Consider the following 15,791-nt stretch of genomic DNA (forward strand, 5'->3'; position numbering starts at 1 on the left):
GAATTCCGCCTGCCTCCGGACCGGAATAGAGGCGGCCTCAGCCGATTATTTCGAGCAGCTGCCTGGCGGTAAAGGAATCCGTCACCACCGTGTTCGGATATCCCCCCCGCATAGCCGCATACATCGCCTCGACTTTTTTGACGCCTCCCGCAACGAGAATGGAATGCTCCTTGGATCGGAGCTCTTCGAGGCGGATGCCGATCGTGCGCGCATCCAGCTCCTCGTCGCAGATGTCCCCGTCGATGTCGATGAATCGGGAGCAAATATCCCCCTTGCCTGCCCGATGCACGGTCTCCAGCTCCTCCGGCCGCAAGTACTGGGCTTGGACCAGCACGGAATCGACGGTCGGCACGCCCACGGTGAACACGGCGATGTTGGCCTCCCTGCCGATCTCCAGAATCTTGGATATATGACGGTCCGCTTCAATCGCCCGGCGGACGACAGGCTCGTCGACTATGGCCGGAAGCGGCAGCAGATGCGGAGGCGTATTGAAAGCCCCGCCGAATAAATGAACAATCTCGGATGCGTATGTATTCGTCTCGGAATAACTGAGCCCGCCGTTCAGCTGGACGACGCGGACATCCTTGACGCTCTTCATGGGCAGCCGCTGGGCGACCTCGTACAGCGTCGTTCCCCATGTCACGGCGATCGTGTCCCCGGCCTTGACGATCTCGTAGAGATGGGCCGCGGCCGCTTCGCCGATATATTTCTTCACTACGGCATCGTCATGGGACGGGGTCGAGACGACAATGACCCGGCTCAGCCCGAATTGCTCCTCGAGCCGCCGGCAGATCCGGTCATGGTTCTCCTGCGGATCGTGAATCGTGATCTGGACGATGCCCTCCGTCTTGGCCTGCTGCAGGAACCTCGATACCGTCGGCCGGGATACGCCGAGCAACCGCGCGATATCCTGCTGGCTGTAGTCCATTTGATAATACAGCCTCGCGGCTTCCACCATTTTTTCTATTTTCTCCGACATAGAACCACTCCGTATTCGCGCCCGCTCTTCATTTTGTCCATTATAGAATCCTTTAGCGGTTAAAAGCAATGAAAGATTGGCGGAACGGCCGCGCATCGAAATGTGCCGTTCCATCGTTTTTGCTTGCCCTCGCCGGGGTAAAGACATGCAAATGCGCAGGCCAAGCGCCGCCGGCTCTTGTCCAGGCAAAGGACGTCGGCCCGGCGGACATAGAACGCAGGCTTGTGCCGTATCTATTTTACAGACCGAAAACGGAGGGGCCTGTTATGCCGATGAAACAGAGATTCAATCTAAAGGACTTCGTCAAGAATATGATCAGCCGCTTCCAGGATGACGAAGTGCCTGCGATGGGCGCCCAGCTTACTTATTATCTGCTGCTGGCCTTCTTCCCTTTCTTGATCTTCATCGTCAGCATCGTCAGCTTCATTGACATGTCCGGAGACGATGTGATCGAACAATTGCTGCGGCTCATGCCGGAGGACGGGAGCAATACCGTCCGGGACATCATCCATGAAGTGTCGGGCAACCGCAACGGAGCTTTGCTCTCGATCGGGATGATCGCGACCATCTGGGCGGCTTCGAACGGCATCAATGCCGTCATCAAAGGGCTCAACAAAGCCTATGACGAAGAGGAGGACCGCCCCTTCTGGAAAGTCCGGGGCATCTCGATCATCGCCACCGTCGTGCTCGCCGTCGTCATCATTCTCGTCATGCTCATGCTCGTCTTCGGAAAGACGATCGGCGAATACCTGTTCCAGCTGCTCGACTATCCGAGCGGGTTCGAACCGATCTGGAATATCGTCAGCTACCTCGTCCCGTTCGCCGCGATGATCATGGTGTTCACCCTGCTGTACTGGATTACGCCCAACCGCCGGCTCTGCTTCCGCGAAGTTCTGCCGGGCGCAATCTTCGCGACGATCGGATGGATCGCAACCTCGCTTCTGTTCTCGATCTACGTCAACCAGTTCGGCAACTACAGCAAAACGTACGGCAGCCTGGGCGGGGTCATCGTCCTTCTTACCTGGCTGTACCTGAGCTCCATCATCATCATTCTCGGCGGCGAGATCAACGCGGCCTTGAAGTTCGGCCAGGACGGCATCCAGAAAAAACCGCAGAAAACGTTCGGCCTGCATCTGCCCTTCACCCGCAAGAACGGGAAAGACAAGCGGATTCCGATGTAAGGGCTCCGGCAAATCCTCTGCTTGTTTGGAAATATGAACATCGTTGTTTGACATATCCAAAAAACAGAAAGGGACTGCCCCCAAGTCATGAAATGACTTCCGGGACAGTCCCTTCTTGTTGTCCTGCCTGCGTTGCATTCAGCCGAGCAGCCTGCCGAGCTCGGAGCGTACTTGGCCGCTGCTCAGAACTTGCTGCTTGAACGTTTCGCGGCGGCCCCAATCGGTCTTTCCGTTTTCATTTTCGAACCATTGCATCGTGATCTCTTCAAAGGCGGTATGCATGCTGTTGTCGAACCAGTCTGTCAGCAGGTCCGCGTCGCTGCGAACGATGGAGACGAGGTCGTAGTCCTCGTCCCTGGAAAGGCTGAAATATGCCAGTACCTGCTCGCACTGCGGATCGTCCGTGCTCACCTGCACCTCTCCGCATGGAATTCCTTCCTTGTCGACGGAACGGACGACCTTGGCTTCGATCACATTCACCCCTCGAGTCCCCCGATCTCCATGTTCATGGATTCGATATGCTTCCGCGTCCTCTCGGTGCCGAGCCGGTAGATCAAGGTGTAGATCTGCTTGTTGAGCCCTTCGTAGCCCCGGTTCATTTCCTCCAGGCTGGCGGAGCCGAAGGGGCTGCTGTGGAAATGGGCCAATTCCGCCTCATCCATGCTCGAGAGCTCCGCGAACAGCGCCTTCAGCCCGTCGCGCTCATGCTCGCTGGCGATGATCTCCAGCTCATAGGCGGCCGCCTCCTCATCCTCCAAAACCTGGCCGGCTCCGACGGAGACATAGTAGGTCTTTCGCTGCCCTTCTTCTTCATAGACATTCACAGATGTCGACAGCTCCTTCCTTTAACCGTCAAATTCCTTAGTAGTGTCTCCCTGCGGACAGACATGTTATGCCTGAATTCCGCATATTCATGGTAGTACGTCGTTTCATGCCGCAAGCATCGATTCGGGGAGAACAGGCGGACGAAGTACGGACGCCGCAAACGACAGCAGGCGGATGATCTCTTGGTTTCCGCTTTTTTTGCCCGACCTTTTACAACAAGAGAGGAATGAATAACCCATGTGCGGATTCACCGGATGGATCGATTGGAATCGCGACCTGACGCTGCACAGCGACGACCTGGAGCGGATGACGACGACGCTTGCCCTACGAGGACCCGACGCTTCGGGCACCTGGATCTCGGGACCTTGCGCGCTCGGGCATCGCAGGCTGGCGGTCATGGATCCCGAGAAGGGCGCACAGCCCATGATTCGCAATCAGGATGACGGCAAGTACGTCATCGTTTACAACGGGGAGCTGTACAACGCGCCGGAGCTGAAAAGGGAACTGGAATCCAGAGGGCGCGTCTTCTCGACGACCTGCGATACCGAAGTGCTGCTGGCCTCTTATATGGAGTGGGGACCCGCTTCCGTAGAGAAATTCAACGGCATCTTCGCCTTCGCCATTTGGGATGCCAAGGAGGAAAAGCTGTTCCTCGCCCGCGACCGGGTAGGAGTCAAGCCTCTGTTCATCAGCCAGGCTGGCGGCCAGTTCATCTTCGGCTCGGAGCCGAAAGCGCTGCTCGCCCATCCGGCCGTGAAGCCCGAGGTCGGCGCCCAAGGAATCGCCGAGCTGTTCATCGTCGGTCCGGCCCGGACTCCCGGAGTCGGCGTCTACAGCCAGCTCACCGAGCTGCTCCCGGGGAAATGCATGACCGTCGACCGCAGCGGCGTCCGTACCCATACTTATTGGGAGCTTCGAAGCTACGAGCATGAGCACAGCGTCGAGCAGACTGCCGCACATGTCGGCGAGCTGCTGCGCGATACGCTGGAGCGCCAGCTCGCCTCCGACGTGCCGATCGGCACGCTGCTGTCGGGCGGCCTTGATTCCAGCGCCCTGACTTCTCTCGCCGTGAACTTCCTGAACCGCACCGGAGACTCGCAGCTGCATACGTTCTCGGTCGACTATGTCGACAACGACAAGCATTTCAAATCCCATGCGTTCCAGCCCAACTCCGATGCCCCCTGGATTCAGAGAATGAAGGATTATCTCGGCACCGAGCATCACGACGTCTATTTCGACACGCCGGATCTTGTCGCCGCTCTGGATGACGCGCTGACCGCGCGCGACCTCCCCGGCATGGCGGATGTCGATGCTTCGCTGCTGCTGTTCTGCCGGGAAATCAAGAAGGACGTTACCGTAGCCATCTCGGGTGAGGCGGCGGATGAAGTGTTCGGCGGCTATCCATGGTTCCACCGCGAGGAGTCGCTGAATGCCTCTACGTTCCCTTGGGCGCTGGCCTCGGAGATGAGGGCCGGGCTGCTCTCGCCGGAGATGCGCGAATGGATCCGCCCGCTGGAATACATCGGCGACCGGTATTCCGAAGCGGTTGCGGCCGTTCCCCATCTGAAAGGCGAAACGGAGAAGCAGCGCAAGATGCGGACGATGTCCTACCTCAACATCACCCGCTTCATGCCGACGCTTCTCGACCGGAAGGACCGGATGAGCATGGGCGCCGGGCTCGAGGTCCGGGTTCCGTTCTGCGACCATCGCCTCATCGATTACGTGTTCAACATTCCATGGGAGATCAAAACCTCCGGCGATCGCGAGAAGGGCATTCTGCGTCAATCGCTTCGCGGCGTCCTGCCCGAGGACGTGCTTTTCCGCAAGAAGAGCCCTTACCCGAAAACCCACAATCCGGCCTACCTGAACGCGGTGCGCTCCAAGCTGCTGGATGTGCTCGACGATCCGTCCTCTCCGATCCTCCCTCTCATCGACACGGCCAAAGTCCGCGAGATCGCGGGCTCGGACGCCGCCAGCTCCAATATCCCCTGGTTCGGCCAGCTCATGTCCGGCCCCCAGCTGTTCGCCTATCTCTACCAGGTCAACCGCTGGCTGAAGGAATACAAGGTGTCGATCCGATAACAAAAGCCGCCGCGGCATCGCGTGAAAAGCGATGCTGCGGCGGCTTTGTTTTTTCGAGGGATAGGCGCAAAGCGGCAGAAGGCGGTTCCGTTTGCGACGATGCAATTCGGAACGAACCCTTTGGAAGGGGTTAAAATAACATTCCAATTTTTTAACGGACATCAGGTCGTTATTTTCACCGAAACTGACATTCCAATTTTTTAACGGACATCAGGTCCGTTATTTGTCCCGAAATTAACATTCCAATTTTTTTAACGGACATCAGGTCCGTTATTTGTCCCGAAATTAACATTCCAATTTTTTTAACGGACATCAGTTCCGCTATTCGAAGCGTCAATATCAGTATCCCGCTATTTGTTCACAAATAACGGATCGTATGTCCGATAATTTACGCGGCTGCACAAATATGCTCAAATAACGGATCGTATGTCCGGTATCAAACCAGCTGGTCAATTATGGGATCGAACAACGCTCATACATCAAAGTATCGAACCGGCTGCGCGGTGTCACCTTGAACAGCGGTTCCTGCGTCCTCTATAACTAACCCGCCTACTCGCTTTAACCTCGAACAGCAACTCGCAGGTCCGGCACTGTACTCGTTGCTTGATACCGCTGCGAATAACGGCTGCTGAGACCGCTACAAGACTCCCGCCGAAACCGACGAAATCAGCCCTGAAGCTTTTCCAGCAGCGAGCGCAAGGCGGCGCCGCGATGGCTGGCGGCCTGCTTCTCCTCCATGCTCAGCTCTGCCGCCGTACGGCGAAGGGCCGGAACCCAAAGCAGCGGGTCGTAGCCGAAACCGCCTGAGCCGCGGGGGCTGTCGATGACATAACCTTCCATCGCTCCCTCGCTTTCGATGAAGCGGTCTTCGGAAGGAACGTAGAGGGCCAGAGCGCATTTGAAGCGCGCGGCGCTTAACAGACGGGCGCCTTCGGGACGAAGCATCTCATCGCCCGGAACATCAGCCCCTGCCGAAGCAAGCTCTGCCAGCAGCTTGGCGTTGTTGTCCGCATCCGCCGCGCCCGGTCCCGCGTACCGCGCCGAGTAGATGCCAGGCGCTCCGCCGAGCGCATCCACGCATAGGCCGGAATCATCCGCCAGCACCGGGATGCCGAGCAGACGCCCGATCTGGCCTGCCTTGATGCGGGCGTTCGCTGCGAAGCTGTCGCCGTCCTCGACGATTTCAGGCATTCCTTCATAGTCTTTCAAGCTCCGGACTTCAAGGCCCAGCGAAGCGAAGGCATGAGCGAATTCCTTGACCTTGCCCGGATTGCCGGTTGCGACGACGACGAGGCCGGAGCCTCCGAGAAGCCTGCTCATGCCTGGACCGTGCCGATCCGGACTCCGGCCTCTCCGAGCGCCTGCTTCTGAATTTCAATCAGTTCCCGGATTCCAGATTCTCCCAGTACGAGAAGAGCGTCCAGCTCCTCGCGCGAGAATGGCTCCTCTTCCCCTGTGCCTTGCAGTTCCACGAACTTGCCGGCTCCGGTCATGACGACGTTCATGTCGACTTTGGCTTTGGAATCCTCCTCGTAGTTGAGGTCGAGCCGCGGCTGGTCGGCTATGACGCCGACGCTCGTGGACGCAAGGTAGTCCGTGAGCGGATAGACGGAGAAAGACGATGTGCGGGCCAGCTTGTCCACCGCAAGCGCCAGCGCTACGAAGCTGCCGGTGATCGAAGCCGTGCGGGTTCCTCCGTCAGCCTGGAGCACGTCGCAGTCAAGCGTAATCGTCCGCTCTCCCAGCGCCTGCAGGTTGACGACCGAACGGAGCGCGCGGCCGATCAGCCGCTGGATCTCCATCGTGCGGCCTCCTACTTTTCCGCGCTGGGATTCGCGCTGGTTGCGGGTATGCGTCGAGCGGGGCAGCATGGAATACTCGGCTGTAACCCAGCCTTTGCCCTGCCCTTTCATGAAAGAAGGGACACGCTCGTCCACAGTTGCCGTGACAAGCACCTTGGTGTCTCCCGCTTCGATCAGCACGGAACCCTCCGCATATTTATTGACGCCCGTCGTGATCGTCACGGGGCGAAGCTGCCCGAATTGTCTTCCGTCCGTTCTCATTGATCCAACATCCTCCTTCAAGCCGTATCCGGCAATAGCCCTCATTGTAGCAGACGGGAAGAGGAAAATCATCCCGGCGGGAAGCCCCTCCTGCCAACGCCAAAAGGAGCAGGCATATTTCCCGCTCCCTGGCCATGCATGGTCATGATCGCTTTCCATCCCTCGCCTATTACGATTTGAATGCGTTCAGATGCTCCGGACGGCTGACCGGCTCGGTATAAGAGACATTGCGGCTGTCCTTGAAGTCGGACTGGCCATTGAGCTTGATCTGGACTTTGCCCGCGCCGCTGTTTTCGGTCAGCGACAGGACGACGGCTTGCAGCATTTCGGAAGGCGCCGCTTCTCCTTTTTTGTACTGTGCGTCGGAGAGATCCACCGTGACCGTTCCCTTGGACTGCTCAAGGGTTTTGACCGATACGTCCGGCACCCAGACAGGAGTAAGGCTGCTTCCGTCGAGCGGCCCTTCGGCCAGCTGCTTCATGGCCGATGCCAGCTTATTGGACGTGCGGGGAACGAGGCGCGTAACCGGGACATAATATTGGGCGTCCTGATCCGTAATGCCGGAGAAGTACAGCGTCACCGGCGTCGAAAGGCTGTAATCGACTCCGTCCTGGGCCTCAAGATTGATGCCGACCGTGCGCGTCAGCGGACGGTCAAGCGGGAAGGCGCCTACAGGCATCTCTTGAAGCTTTTCGCCTTCCTCCCACAAGCTTACGCCGCTTACGCCTTCCATGCCGGTAAGCGTCCAGGTGACGGCTTCCACGATGCTGCGCTCTTCCTGCTCGTTGTAGTCGTAAAATTGCTTGGAGAAATCAACCGATGCAACGCCTGTCTTTTTGTCTATCTGCACGTTGCGGATCTCAGTCCCTTGGGGCAGCACGCCCGTGAAGCCTTCAGGCAGAAGCTTGGCGTAAGGCCCTCCGCTCACGAGCAGCTCCAGCGCCTGCGCCTCCGGCGTCAGCTTGCTGTCCAGCTTGGCCTGAATCGTGACAGGCGCCAAATAACCGTTTTTGTCTTTGAGATAGACGGTCAGACCGTTCGCCGCCGTCTGGTCGGCGACCGTGGCCGCTCCGTCCGAGGAAGCCGTGACGGCAGCGTCCGTGCCGGGAAGGACAGATCCCGTCACTCCTTGCGGCGGATCGATGTCCTTGCTCTCGGACGGCGAGAACCAGCCGCAGCCCGCCGTGACGACCGGCAGGGTAAGGGCGCCCGTGAGAGCTGCCCGGCGAATCCATTTGTAGCGCTGTTTCTTCATTGTCGATATCCTCCCTTGGGTTAACCGGCCGCTTGCCGCAGCCTGGTGGTGCTGGCTCTTTTTGTAGTACTATGTGTATGGGTTGTACCATCCTTTTAGACCAAGCTTGGCTCAAAATGATGTTAGGAGGCAGAGATATGTCCGATCCCGGAACTTATGCGCTCAACAGCAAGGCGGTGGCGGAAGCGACCGCCGTATGGCTGGAGAAGCGCGGCGTCAATAAAACCCAGATCGCCGAATTGGCCTTGTTCCTGCAAAAGGACTACTATCCGGATCTGTCCCTCGCGGAGTGCGAGGAGAACGTGGATGCCGTCCTGGCCAAAAGAGAAGTGCAGAACGCGATCCTGACCGGCATTCAACTCGACGTGCTGGCCGAGGAAGGCAAGCTGATCCCTCCCTTGCAGGACATGATCGGCAACGACGAAGGGCTCTACGGCTGCGACGAGATTCTGGCCCTCTCCATCGTGAACGTATACGGCAGCATCGGCCTCACTAACTTCGGCTACATCGACAAGCTCAAGCCCGGCATTCTCGTGCGTCTGAACGATAAGAACGACGGGCAGATCCATACGTTCCTCGATGACATCGTCGGCGCGATCGCGGCTTCCGCCGCGAGCCGGATCGCCCACCGCAAGCAGGCCCAGCGCGAGATCGACCGTGACGAGCACAGAGATGAGGTTCCTCTGGCGTAATGGCCGCTCCAAATAAAAAAGAAGCTCTTGCCCCCATAGGGAAGAGCTTCTTTTTTCATGCACCCTGTCCGTCTGCTGCCGGATCCAACGCCACCGCTTACAGCGAGGCCAGCTCCTGCATCTCGATGACTAATTCCTCTCCTTCGACGAGCAGGACGGTCATTCCGCTCCGGGAACCGGATTCATGGCTTTCGCCGCGTTCCCAGAAAGCCGCCTGGCCGGTGCGGATCGCGTAATGCTGCCCGTCCGGGCCGCTGACCCATCCTTCCCCGTCGACGACGAGGAACAGCTGGCTGACCGCCGCCGGGTGACGCCCGACGACTCCGTCCGGCTCGATGCGGAAGCTGCTGAACTGGATGCGGCCGTCATGCCGCGTAATGCCGGAAAACATCGCTCCCTTGCTGCCGTATGCATCGACCGACCGTTCTTTTCCCGGCAGGGCATAAAATTTCATCCGCGTTCCTCCTCGTATCTATGCGATGTCAGACACAAAACTCCCGCCGGCCCTCCGCTTTCCTGGATGAGCGGCACGGAGCGGCGCCTAATCCCTCTACATTATCGGATGTCCTCGGCTCAAGCTGAAGCATACATCCACGGTCCGCCGCCCGGGCCGGAAACGGCTGCTTCGCCGCGCTTGGCCAGCCACGCCAGATGCGCGAGCGTCTCGGACATCGCGAAGCGCAGGTTGTGGATGTTATGCCGAAGATGTCTTCCGAATTCCCGCTCGCATAGGTCGAACGCGCTGGCCGGTCCTTCCGCCAGCAATCCGCGCAGATGCTCCAGCCTCCGCTCGTGATGGGCAATAATCTCCATGGCCCGGCGGCCGGCATCCGCGAACGGGTCGCGGTGGCCCGGCAACACCTGTTTCGTCTCAAGGCCCGACAGCTCTCGAAGACTGTTCAGGTAGGAACCAAGAGGATCGGGGTCTTCCTGCGTTCCCGGGATCAGGCTGATATTCGGCGTAATGCGCGGCAGCACCTGATCCCCGGCGATCATCGTCAAGCTGGCCGGGCTGTACAGGCATACTCCCCCGCCGGCATGTCCCGGCGCGTCGATGATCTCCCAGCTCTCCCCGCCCATATCCAGCCGGCTTCCCGGTTCCAGATCCGTGAGCCGAGGCTGCGGCTCCACCCGTTCGCGAAAAGACGCCAGATGCGGGCCGAGCTGGACCAGCAGCTCTTCCGGCATGCCATGATTACGGAACCAGCCGGTCAATTCGGCGGCAAAGACGCTGCCGCTTCCCCACAGCCTGCGGGCATATCGGCCGGCCTCGGCCGTCATCAGCACCGGACAGCCCGCTTGCTGCTGGAACCAGCCAGCCAGGCCGTAATGGTCGGGATGCTGGTGGGTCAGCAGAATGCGGCCGATGCCGCGGAAGCGGATTCCGAGGCGTTCCAGCTCCTGCAGCCAGATGTCCCGGGATTCAGCCGTATTGAGACCCGGATCGATCAGCGTCCAGCTGCCGTCCGTCTCCGGAACGAGATAGCTGTTCACATAGCGCAGCGAATAGGGCAGCGGCATTTTCACTCGGAACCAGCCGTTTTCAAGCCGTTCCGCCACCGTCTCCCCGCTTTCCGCTCCGTGTTCCGCCGCATTTCCGGCAGCCGCCTTGCCTCCATCCTCCCGACCCGGCCTCCCTCCGCCTTGATCAGGTGTTCCCTTTGCTGTTCCACTCACGCTATCAACCACGCTTTCTTCGCTCGACGCTCCCCGGCGGGCTTGGATGACGCCTAGCTTGCCGGGCCAAGCCTTTTCCAGCCAGGAGGAGTCTGTCCTTGAGCCCTAGTTGTCCCCTCATTGTAAAGCATCCCGCGGCCGGGCGGCAAAAGATGACATAATTTCTTTCTCCATCAGGCATACTAGCCCTTACTTGGAAAATGGAGGAGACGCCCGTGCTGCAGCGGATCAACGAGCTGTTCGCTACATCCAACGATGTGAAGACGCATCGGATCAGCAACAACTCGCTCATACTCGAGATCGCGTACATCGCTACCCTCGTCGAAGAAAACAAGCTGTACGACGCCATTTTCGTCCCGTTCTCAAGGGAGCTGAAGCCGTTCGCCGACGTGGTGAGGAGCGACCCCTCCTTCAAGCCGGTGGAGGATCCCGCCATCTGGACCGACCTGATGCTGAGAGGATATGTGCTTCTCAAGGTCGAGCAGAGCTACTTCTGCTATTCCGCAGCCAAGGTCATCCGCAACACCTCGCCGCAAACGAGCGTGGAGAGCTCCATCGAAGGGCCGCAAATCGCGCTGAGCGAGGATCTTTCGGATTCGGCCAACATCATCCGCGCCCGCTACGCTACCCCGGATCTCCAGGTGGAGGAATATACGGTCGGTTATTTGTCCAAAACCCAAGTCCTCATGATGTTCGATCATCGCAAGGTGGATCCCAAGGTGCTGAGCCTCGCCCGGGCCAAGCTGCGCGGCATCCAGACCGATATCCTGAGCGCTACCGGAGAGCTGGCCAAGGCGCTGAACGACAACCGCAAGCGGCTCTTCCCGATGGAGCTTATCACCGAAAGGGTCGACCGCGTAACCCGGGGGCTGGCCAACGGCAAAGTCATCATCATGATGCAGGGAAGCATGTTCGCCATCATCCTGCCCATCACGTTTTTCGACCTCATGGTCGCCACGGAAGACCGTTACGAAAATTTCTGGATGTCGATCCTGCTTCTGTCGCTTCGTTTCTTCGCCCTGATGCTCACGACGACGCTGCCCGCCCTCTATATCGCCATCGTCTCCTACAACCCGGAGCTGTTCCGGGTGCAGCTCGCCTTCTCCATCGCGGGCAGCCGGGCGGCCGTTCCGTATCCTTCCTTCGTGGAAGTATTCATCATGCTCTTCATGATCGAGATGCTCGTGGAAGCGAGCGTCAGGCTGCCCAAATACATCGGATCCACCGCTACGACAGTCGGCGGCCTCATTCTCGGCCAGGCTGCCCAGCAGGCCGGACTGGTCAGCAGCATCATGATCATCGTCACCTCCGTCATGGCCATATCCAATTTCGTCATTCCGATCTACTCGCTCTCTCTGTCGGTCCGTTTCATTAAATACCCGCTCATCCTGCTCGCCATTTTCTTCGGGCTGCCTGGCGTTGCTTGCGGGATTTTCTACTTCGTCATCTACTTATGCAACCAGCGAAGCTTCGGCCGGCCCTATTTCCGCCTGATCCTTCCCGGGGATCTGAAGCATGCCGATATCGGAGAGGTGAAGCACGAATGAACCGCTATTTCTATTACAGCTTCATCATGGTGGCGATGCTCAATCTCATGCTGTTCGTACCCGCCGTCCTGATCAAGGACCGGATGAGCGGAGCGGTATCTTCCCTTATCGTCGCCATCGTCATCGGAACGCTGATCGCTTACGCTTCGACCAGCGCTCTGGCCCGGTTCCCCGGCATGGGTCTACCGGAGATCCTGAGGCTCTTCCTCCCGGAATGGATCGTCAAGATGCTGCTGCCGCTGTATGCGTTCATGTGGTTTTTCGCCGCCAGCTTCGCGCTGATCGCCTTCACCTTGCTCATGAACCGCGTGCTGACCCCCGATCAGCCTGAATGGAACCTGATGCTCATCCTGGGCTTGCTCTGCGCATACGGAGCGACCCGCTCGGCGCTGACAATCCTCTATTTGCTCGAAATAACGATGCTGCTTGTTACTCCGCTGGTTCTGCTTATTCTCTTCAAAGGTGTCCGAAGCCCGGACCTGAGCTGGGACGCCATCTACACGATCGCCAAATATGTGGACCGCTATCCGACCTTGTCGAGCGTCGGGGCCGGAACCTTTATTTTCACAGGGTACATCAACATGGCGATCTTGAACCGGGTGAACCCGCCCAACTTCCGGCTGAAGGGGCGGTGGATCATTCCGGTATCCGGCACGCTGATCCTGCTGGTCACCTTCTTCCTGCCGATCGGCTTCCACGGAACGATGGGGGTGGAGCGCTACCTGTACGTGTGGACGCAAACCGCGGATTCGATGACGATGAAATACGGCTTCATCGAGCGTGTCCTGTTCGTCTTCCTGTTCCTGTATTTGGGACTGTCCCTTGTCTATACGATTACGGGATGGAACCAGGCGATGGAGTTCATTCTCAGCATGAGCAAAAAATATAAATTCCAAGTCGATTACACCATCGCCCCTGCAGCCAACTGGTGGGTATGCGGCTCATTCTTCGCTCTCTCGTTCGTGTCGCTGTTGTTCCTGAACGAAAAAATCGACTTCGAAATCGCCGAGACCTGGCTCATCGTCCGCATGTTCCTCGAGGCGGCGACCGTGCTGTTCCTGTTCATCATCTCGCGGAGAAGGAAAAAGCCGATATGAAGAGTTTGTCGCCAGGCAAGCGGACGATGCCGCTCCGATCATGGCTGCTGGCCGCCATGGCGCTGCTCCTGCTGCCGCTCGGCGGATGCGGGTTCGTCGACATCGACAAGCGTTTTTTTGTCGTCGCCGTCGCGATCGACAAGTCCGGCAACGAGCAAAAGCCTTACCGCATTACGCTCCGGCTGTCCATTCCGAATTCCAAAATCGAGCCCGGCATGGAAAAATCGCAGGTGGAAACGATCGAAGCCGCCGAAATATCGGAGGGCGTCCGGCTGATCAAAGCCTCGCTCGACAAGGAGCTCGATCTGGGGCATTGCAAAATGTTCCTGCTCGGAAAGAAGCTGAGCCATGACGATATCAGCGAATCCGTGGACTGGATGGTCAGGCGCCGAGATATCCAGGGCTCGGCTTACATCGCCATGGCTGGCAGCCAGGCATCAGACGTCCTGAAGAAAATACCCCTGTCCGAACGGTACTCCGGAAACTCGCTGTTCCTTACTTTCGGAGGGGACGGCACCCGCTCCTCCTACATCCGCACGGAGCATCTGTTCGATCTGCAGCGCAGGAGGACGGAGAGAGGGATGGATCCCTATCTTCCCGTCATCAGCACGACCGGCAACGGATACGAGGTCGACCGCCTCGCTCTGCTGGACAAGAACAAGGTCCGGACCATCCTCACGCCGGAGGAAACCCAGCTGTTCAACCAGCTGGACCAGCAGTATGTGAACTCCATCATCAAGACCAAGCTTGACGGCCGTCCCATCATCCTCACCGTAACCGACATCTCCTCGCGTTATTCCGTCAGCAGCAGCGGTATTCTGAAGATGAAGGTGAACATAGGGGGCTCGATCGAGGAAGCTCCGAAAAATGTGTTCAACCAGGATTGGAACGGGCTGCAGAAAATGTTCGAGCATGGCATCGAGAAGGATGCGATCGCGCTCTTCCAAAAGATCCAGAAGGCGGGCGTCGACCCGTTCGGCTTCGGCCTCCGCTACCGGGCTACCCATCTCAGCTCCGAATCGTTCCAGGAGTGGGAGAGCATGTACCCGACGTTGAAATTCGAAGTGCGGGCGAAGGTGAAGATCCAAGGAACGGGATTGATCAAATAGACGGGATCTCCATCCTGGAAAAAAGAAGCCTGTCCGTCCCTCTCAGGGATAGACAGGCTTCAACCGTTCATGGCCGCGAAGCTGCGCGAGATCGCCGGCTCCGATGCCGAACATCGCCGTCCGCAGCTCGAACTCGATCCGCTCCATCTGGCCGGCAATGGCCTCTGCCGCGTCCGCTCCGCTCGCGGCGCCCGGCAGAAGCGCCCGCCCGTAGCCCGCAAGATCGGCTCCAAGCGCGAGCGCCTTGGCCGCTTCGACTCCATTGGCCAATCCGCCTGAAGCGATGAGCTTCATGCCGGGCAGCCGGCGGCGGATTCCGAGGACGGACTCCGCCGTCGGAATTCCCCAATCGGCGAAAGCCTCGGCCGCCTGGGCGCGAAGAGGGCTGCGCGAGCGGAACTTCTCCACCTGGCTCCAGGAGGTGCCTCCGGCGCCGGCGGCGTCGATGAACGAGGCGCCGGCTTCCGCCAGGCGGACGGCGGTGTCCGGATCGATGCCCCAGCCGACCTCCTTCACGCCGACCGGAACGCCCGCATTCCGGCAGAGCCGCTCAATCGCGGCCAGCAAGCCCGAGAATGAGGTATCGCCCTCCGGCTGGAACACTTCCTGCAAGGAATTGAGATGAAGCACGAGAGCATCCGCCTCCGCGGCTTCGACCAGCCTGCGGCAGGCATCGGCATCCAGTCCGTAATTGAGCTGCACCGCTCCGACATTCGCGATGATCGGGACGCTCGGCGCCTCCCTCCGGATCCGGAACGAATCGGCCAGCTCGGGCTTTTCCCAAACGGCTCTCATCGAGCCCAACCCGATCGCCCATCCGCGCTCCTCGGCAGCCTCGGCAAGACCCCGGTTGATTCTGCCCGCCGCGTCCGTCCCGCCCGTCATCGAGCTCACGAGCAGCGGTGCCTTCATGCGGATGCCCAGCCAGCCCGTATCCAAAGAAATGCTGGCCCAGTCCAGCTCGGGCAAGGCGTTATGGAGGAAGCGGTAACGGTCCAGTCCGTTGCCGGCGCCCGTTCCCTGCACTTGCTCCTCGAGGCAGATGCGGATATGCTCCGCCTTGCGCTGCTCCGTCCCGCCGCCGGAAGTATCCTGATATCGTGAGCTGCTCATCCTTCGACTCCTTCATCTAGATCGATCGTGGTTGATTCCCTGTGGTTCAAGTCTTCTTATCATACCCCGCTCGGACATTCCCCGGCAAACCGGCTGCGGCAACTATGACCATTGATTAAAATGATCATTTTTATGTTTGTCATGATCATTTTAATTGTCACGGAATCAAAA

15 protein-coding genes are annotated in these 15,791 nt (G+C 58.9%); 6 read left to right on the forward strand and 9 right to left on the reverse strand.

Features of this window, described 5'->3' with window-relative positions; all coding sequences use genetic code 11:
- Positions 1-37 precede the first annotated feature (37 nt).
- Positions 38-979 carry a sugar-binding transcriptional regulator gene (locus tag AC06G8_RS16395; RefSeq protein ID WP_447664495.1) on the reverse strand — a complete coding sequence of 314 codons (942 nt, stop codon included), beginning with the start codon at positions 977-979 and terminating at the stop codon, positions 38-40.
- A gap of 266 nt (positions 980-1,245) precedes the next feature.
- Between AC06G8_RS16395 and AC06G8_RS16400 the strand changes: the two genes are divergently transcribed.
- The gene (locus tag AC06G8_RS16400; protein ID WP_447664496.1) at positions 1,246-2,160 is read left to right on the forward strand and encodes a YihY/virulence factor BrkB family protein; all 915 of its coding nucleotides are present in this window, start codon (positions 1,246-1,248) and stop codon (positions 2,158-2,160) included.
- A 138-nt stretch (positions 2,161-2,298) separates the two neighbouring features.
- Here AC06G8_RS16400 and AC06G8_RS16405 read toward each other — a convergent pair whose 3' ends face one another.
- Complete coding sequence (locus AC06G8_RS16405) at positions 2,299-2,640, reverse strand: hypothetical protein (protein ID WP_447664497.1); 342 nt, start codon at positions 2,638-2,640, stop codon at positions 2,299-2,301.
- Positions 2,637-2,984, reverse strand: a complete 348-nt coding sequence (locus tag AC06G8_RS16410) for a hypothetical protein (RefSeq protein WP_480283329.1) — start codon at positions 2,982-2,984, stop codon at positions 2,637-2,639. Before AC06G8_RS16410 ends, AC06G8_RS16405 begins: the two co-directional genes overlap by 4 nt.
- A gap of 238 nt (positions 2,985-3,222) precedes the next feature.
- Here AC06G8_RS16410 and asnB point away from each other — a divergent pair, with 238 nt between their 5' ends.
- Positions 3,223-5,067 carry an asparagine synthase (glutamine-hydrolyzing) gene (gene asnB, locus AC06G8_RS16415; RefSeq protein WP_447664499.1) on the forward strand — a complete coding sequence of 615 codons (1,845 nt, stop codon included), beginning with the start codon at positions 3,223-3,225 and terminating at the stop codon, positions 5,065-5,067.
- Between the two features lie 666 nt (positions 5,068-5,733).
- Here asnB and rdgB read toward each other — a convergent pair.
- The 3 genes from rdgB to AC06G8_RS16430 form a co-directional block, all read right to left on the reverse strand.
- Positions 5,734-6,387: an RdgB/HAM1 family non-canonical purine NTP pyrophosphatase gene (rdgB, locus tag AC06G8_RS16420; protein WP_447664500.1), complete on the reverse strand. Its 654-nt coding sequence runs from the start codon at positions 6,385-6,387 to the stop codon at positions 5,734-5,736.
- Positions 6,384-7,130, reverse strand: a complete 747-nt coding sequence (gene rph, locus AC06G8_RS16425) for a ribonuclease PH (protein WP_447664501.1) — start codon at positions 7,128-7,130, stop codon at positions 6,384-6,386. Before rph ends, rdgB begins: the two co-directional genes overlap by 4 nt.
- A gap of 169 nt (positions 7,131-7,299) precedes the next feature.
- Positions 7,300-8,385, reverse strand: a complete 1,086-nt coding sequence (locus AC06G8_RS16430) for a GerMN domain-containing protein (RefSeq protein WP_447664502.1) — start codon at positions 8,383-8,385, stop codon at positions 7,300-7,302.
- 137 nt (positions 8,386-8,522) lie between these two features.
- Between AC06G8_RS16430 and AC06G8_RS16435 the strand changes: the two genes are divergently transcribed.
- Positions 8,523-9,077 (forward strand): phosphatidylglycerophosphatase A family protein, encoded by a 555-nt coding sequence (locus AC06G8_RS16435; RefSeq protein ID WP_447664503.1) that lies wholly within the window; start codon positions 8,523-8,525, stop codon positions 9,075-9,077.
- 97 nt (positions 9,078-9,174) lie between these two features.
- On the opposite strand, the gene AC06G8_RS16440 is transcribed toward AC06G8_RS16435, so the two are convergent.
- The gene (locus tag AC06G8_RS16440) at positions 9,175-9,531 is read right to left on the reverse strand and encodes a cupin domain-containing protein (RefSeq protein ID WP_447664504.1); all 357 of its coding nucleotides are present in this window, start codon (positions 9,529-9,531) and stop codon (positions 9,175-9,177) included.
- Positions 9,532-9,650: 119 nt separating this feature from the next.
- Positions 9,651-10,754, reverse strand: a complete 1,104-nt coding sequence (locus tag AC06G8_RS16445) for an MBL fold metallo-hydrolase (RefSeq protein WP_447664505.1) — start codon at positions 10,752-10,754, stop codon at positions 9,651-9,653.
- A 215-nt stretch (positions 10,755-10,969) separates the two neighbouring features.
- Between AC06G8_RS16445 and AC06G8_RS16450 the strand changes: the two genes are divergently transcribed.
- From AC06G8_RS16450 to AC06G8_RS16460, 3 genes are read left to right on the forward strand one after another with little or no spacing between them, the layout of a single operon-like run.
- A complete protein-coding gene (locus AC06G8_RS16450; RefSeq protein ID WP_447664506.1) occupies positions 10,970-12,301 on the forward strand; it encodes a spore germination protein in 1,332 nt (443 codons plus the stop codon).
- Positions 12,298-13,398: a hypothetical protein gene (locus AC06G8_RS16455; protein ID WP_447664507.1), complete on the forward strand. Its 1,101-nt coding sequence runs from the start codon at positions 12,298-12,300 to the stop codon at positions 13,396-13,398. The genes AC06G8_RS16450 and AC06G8_RS16455 overlap by 4 nt, the downstream gene beginning before the upstream one ends.
- Positions 13,395-14,507: a Ger(x)C family spore germination protein gene (locus AC06G8_RS16460; RefSeq protein ID WP_447664508.1), complete on the forward strand. Its 1,113-nt coding sequence runs from the start codon at positions 13,395-13,397 to the stop codon at positions 14,505-14,507. The genes AC06G8_RS16455 and AC06G8_RS16460 overlap by 4 nt, the downstream gene beginning before the upstream one ends.
- A gap of 42 nt (positions 14,508-14,549) precedes the next feature.
- Here AC06G8_RS16460 and fni read toward each other — a convergent pair whose 3' ends face one another.
- Positions 14,550-15,620: a type 2 isopentenyl-diphosphate Delta-isomerase gene (gene fni, locus AC06G8_RS16465; protein WP_447664509.1), complete on the reverse strand. Its 1,071-nt coding sequence runs from the start codon at positions 15,618-15,620 to the stop codon at positions 14,550-14,552.
- Positions 15,621-15,791 lie beyond the last annotated feature (171 nt).

Source organism: Paenibacillus sp. SJS-P3, assembly GCF_056711585.1.

Coding starts and splice junctions, on each gene's coding strand:
- AC06G8_RS16395 (WP_447664495.1), bottom strand. CDS start 979: ATGTCGGAGAAAATAGAAAAAATGGTGGAAGCCGCGAGGCTGTATTAT.
- AC06G8_RS16400 (WP_447664496.1), top strand. CDS start 1,246: ATGCCGATGAAACAGAGATTCAATCTAAAGGACTTCGTCAAGAATATG.
- asnB (WP_447664499.1), top strand. CDS start 3,223: ATGTGCGGATTCACCGGATGGATCGATTGGAATCGCGACCTGACGCTG.
- rdgB (WP_447664500.1), bottom strand. CDS start 6,387: ATGAGCAGGCTTCTCGGAGGCTCCGGCCTCGTCGTCGTCGCAACCGGC.
- rph (WP_447664501.1), bottom strand. CDS start 7,130: ATGAGAACGGACGGAAGACAATTCGGGCAGCTTCGCCCCGTGACGATC.
- AC06G8_RS16430 (WP_447664502.1), bottom strand. CDS start 8,385: ATGAAGAAACAGCGCTACAAATGGATTCGCCGGGCAGCTCTCACGGGC.
- AC06G8_RS16435 (WP_447664503.1), top strand. CDS start 8,523: ATGTCCGATCCCGGAACTTATGCGCTCAACAGCAAGGCGGTGGCGGAA.
- AC06G8_RS16440 (WP_447664504.1), bottom strand. CDS start 9,531: ATGAAATTTTATGCCCTGCCGGGAAAAGAACGGTCGGTCGATGCATAC.
- AC06G8_RS16455 (WP_447664507.1), top strand. CDS start 12,298: ATGAACCGCTATTTCTATTACAGCTTCATCATGGTGGCGATGCTCAAT.
- AC06G8_RS16460 (WP_447664508.1), top strand. CDS start 13,395: ATGAAGAGTTTGTCGCCAGGCAAGCGGACGATGCCGCTCCGATCATGG.
- fni (WP_447664509.1), bottom strand. CDS start 15,620: ATGAGCAGCTCACGATATCAGGATACTTCCGGCGGCGGGACGGAGCAG.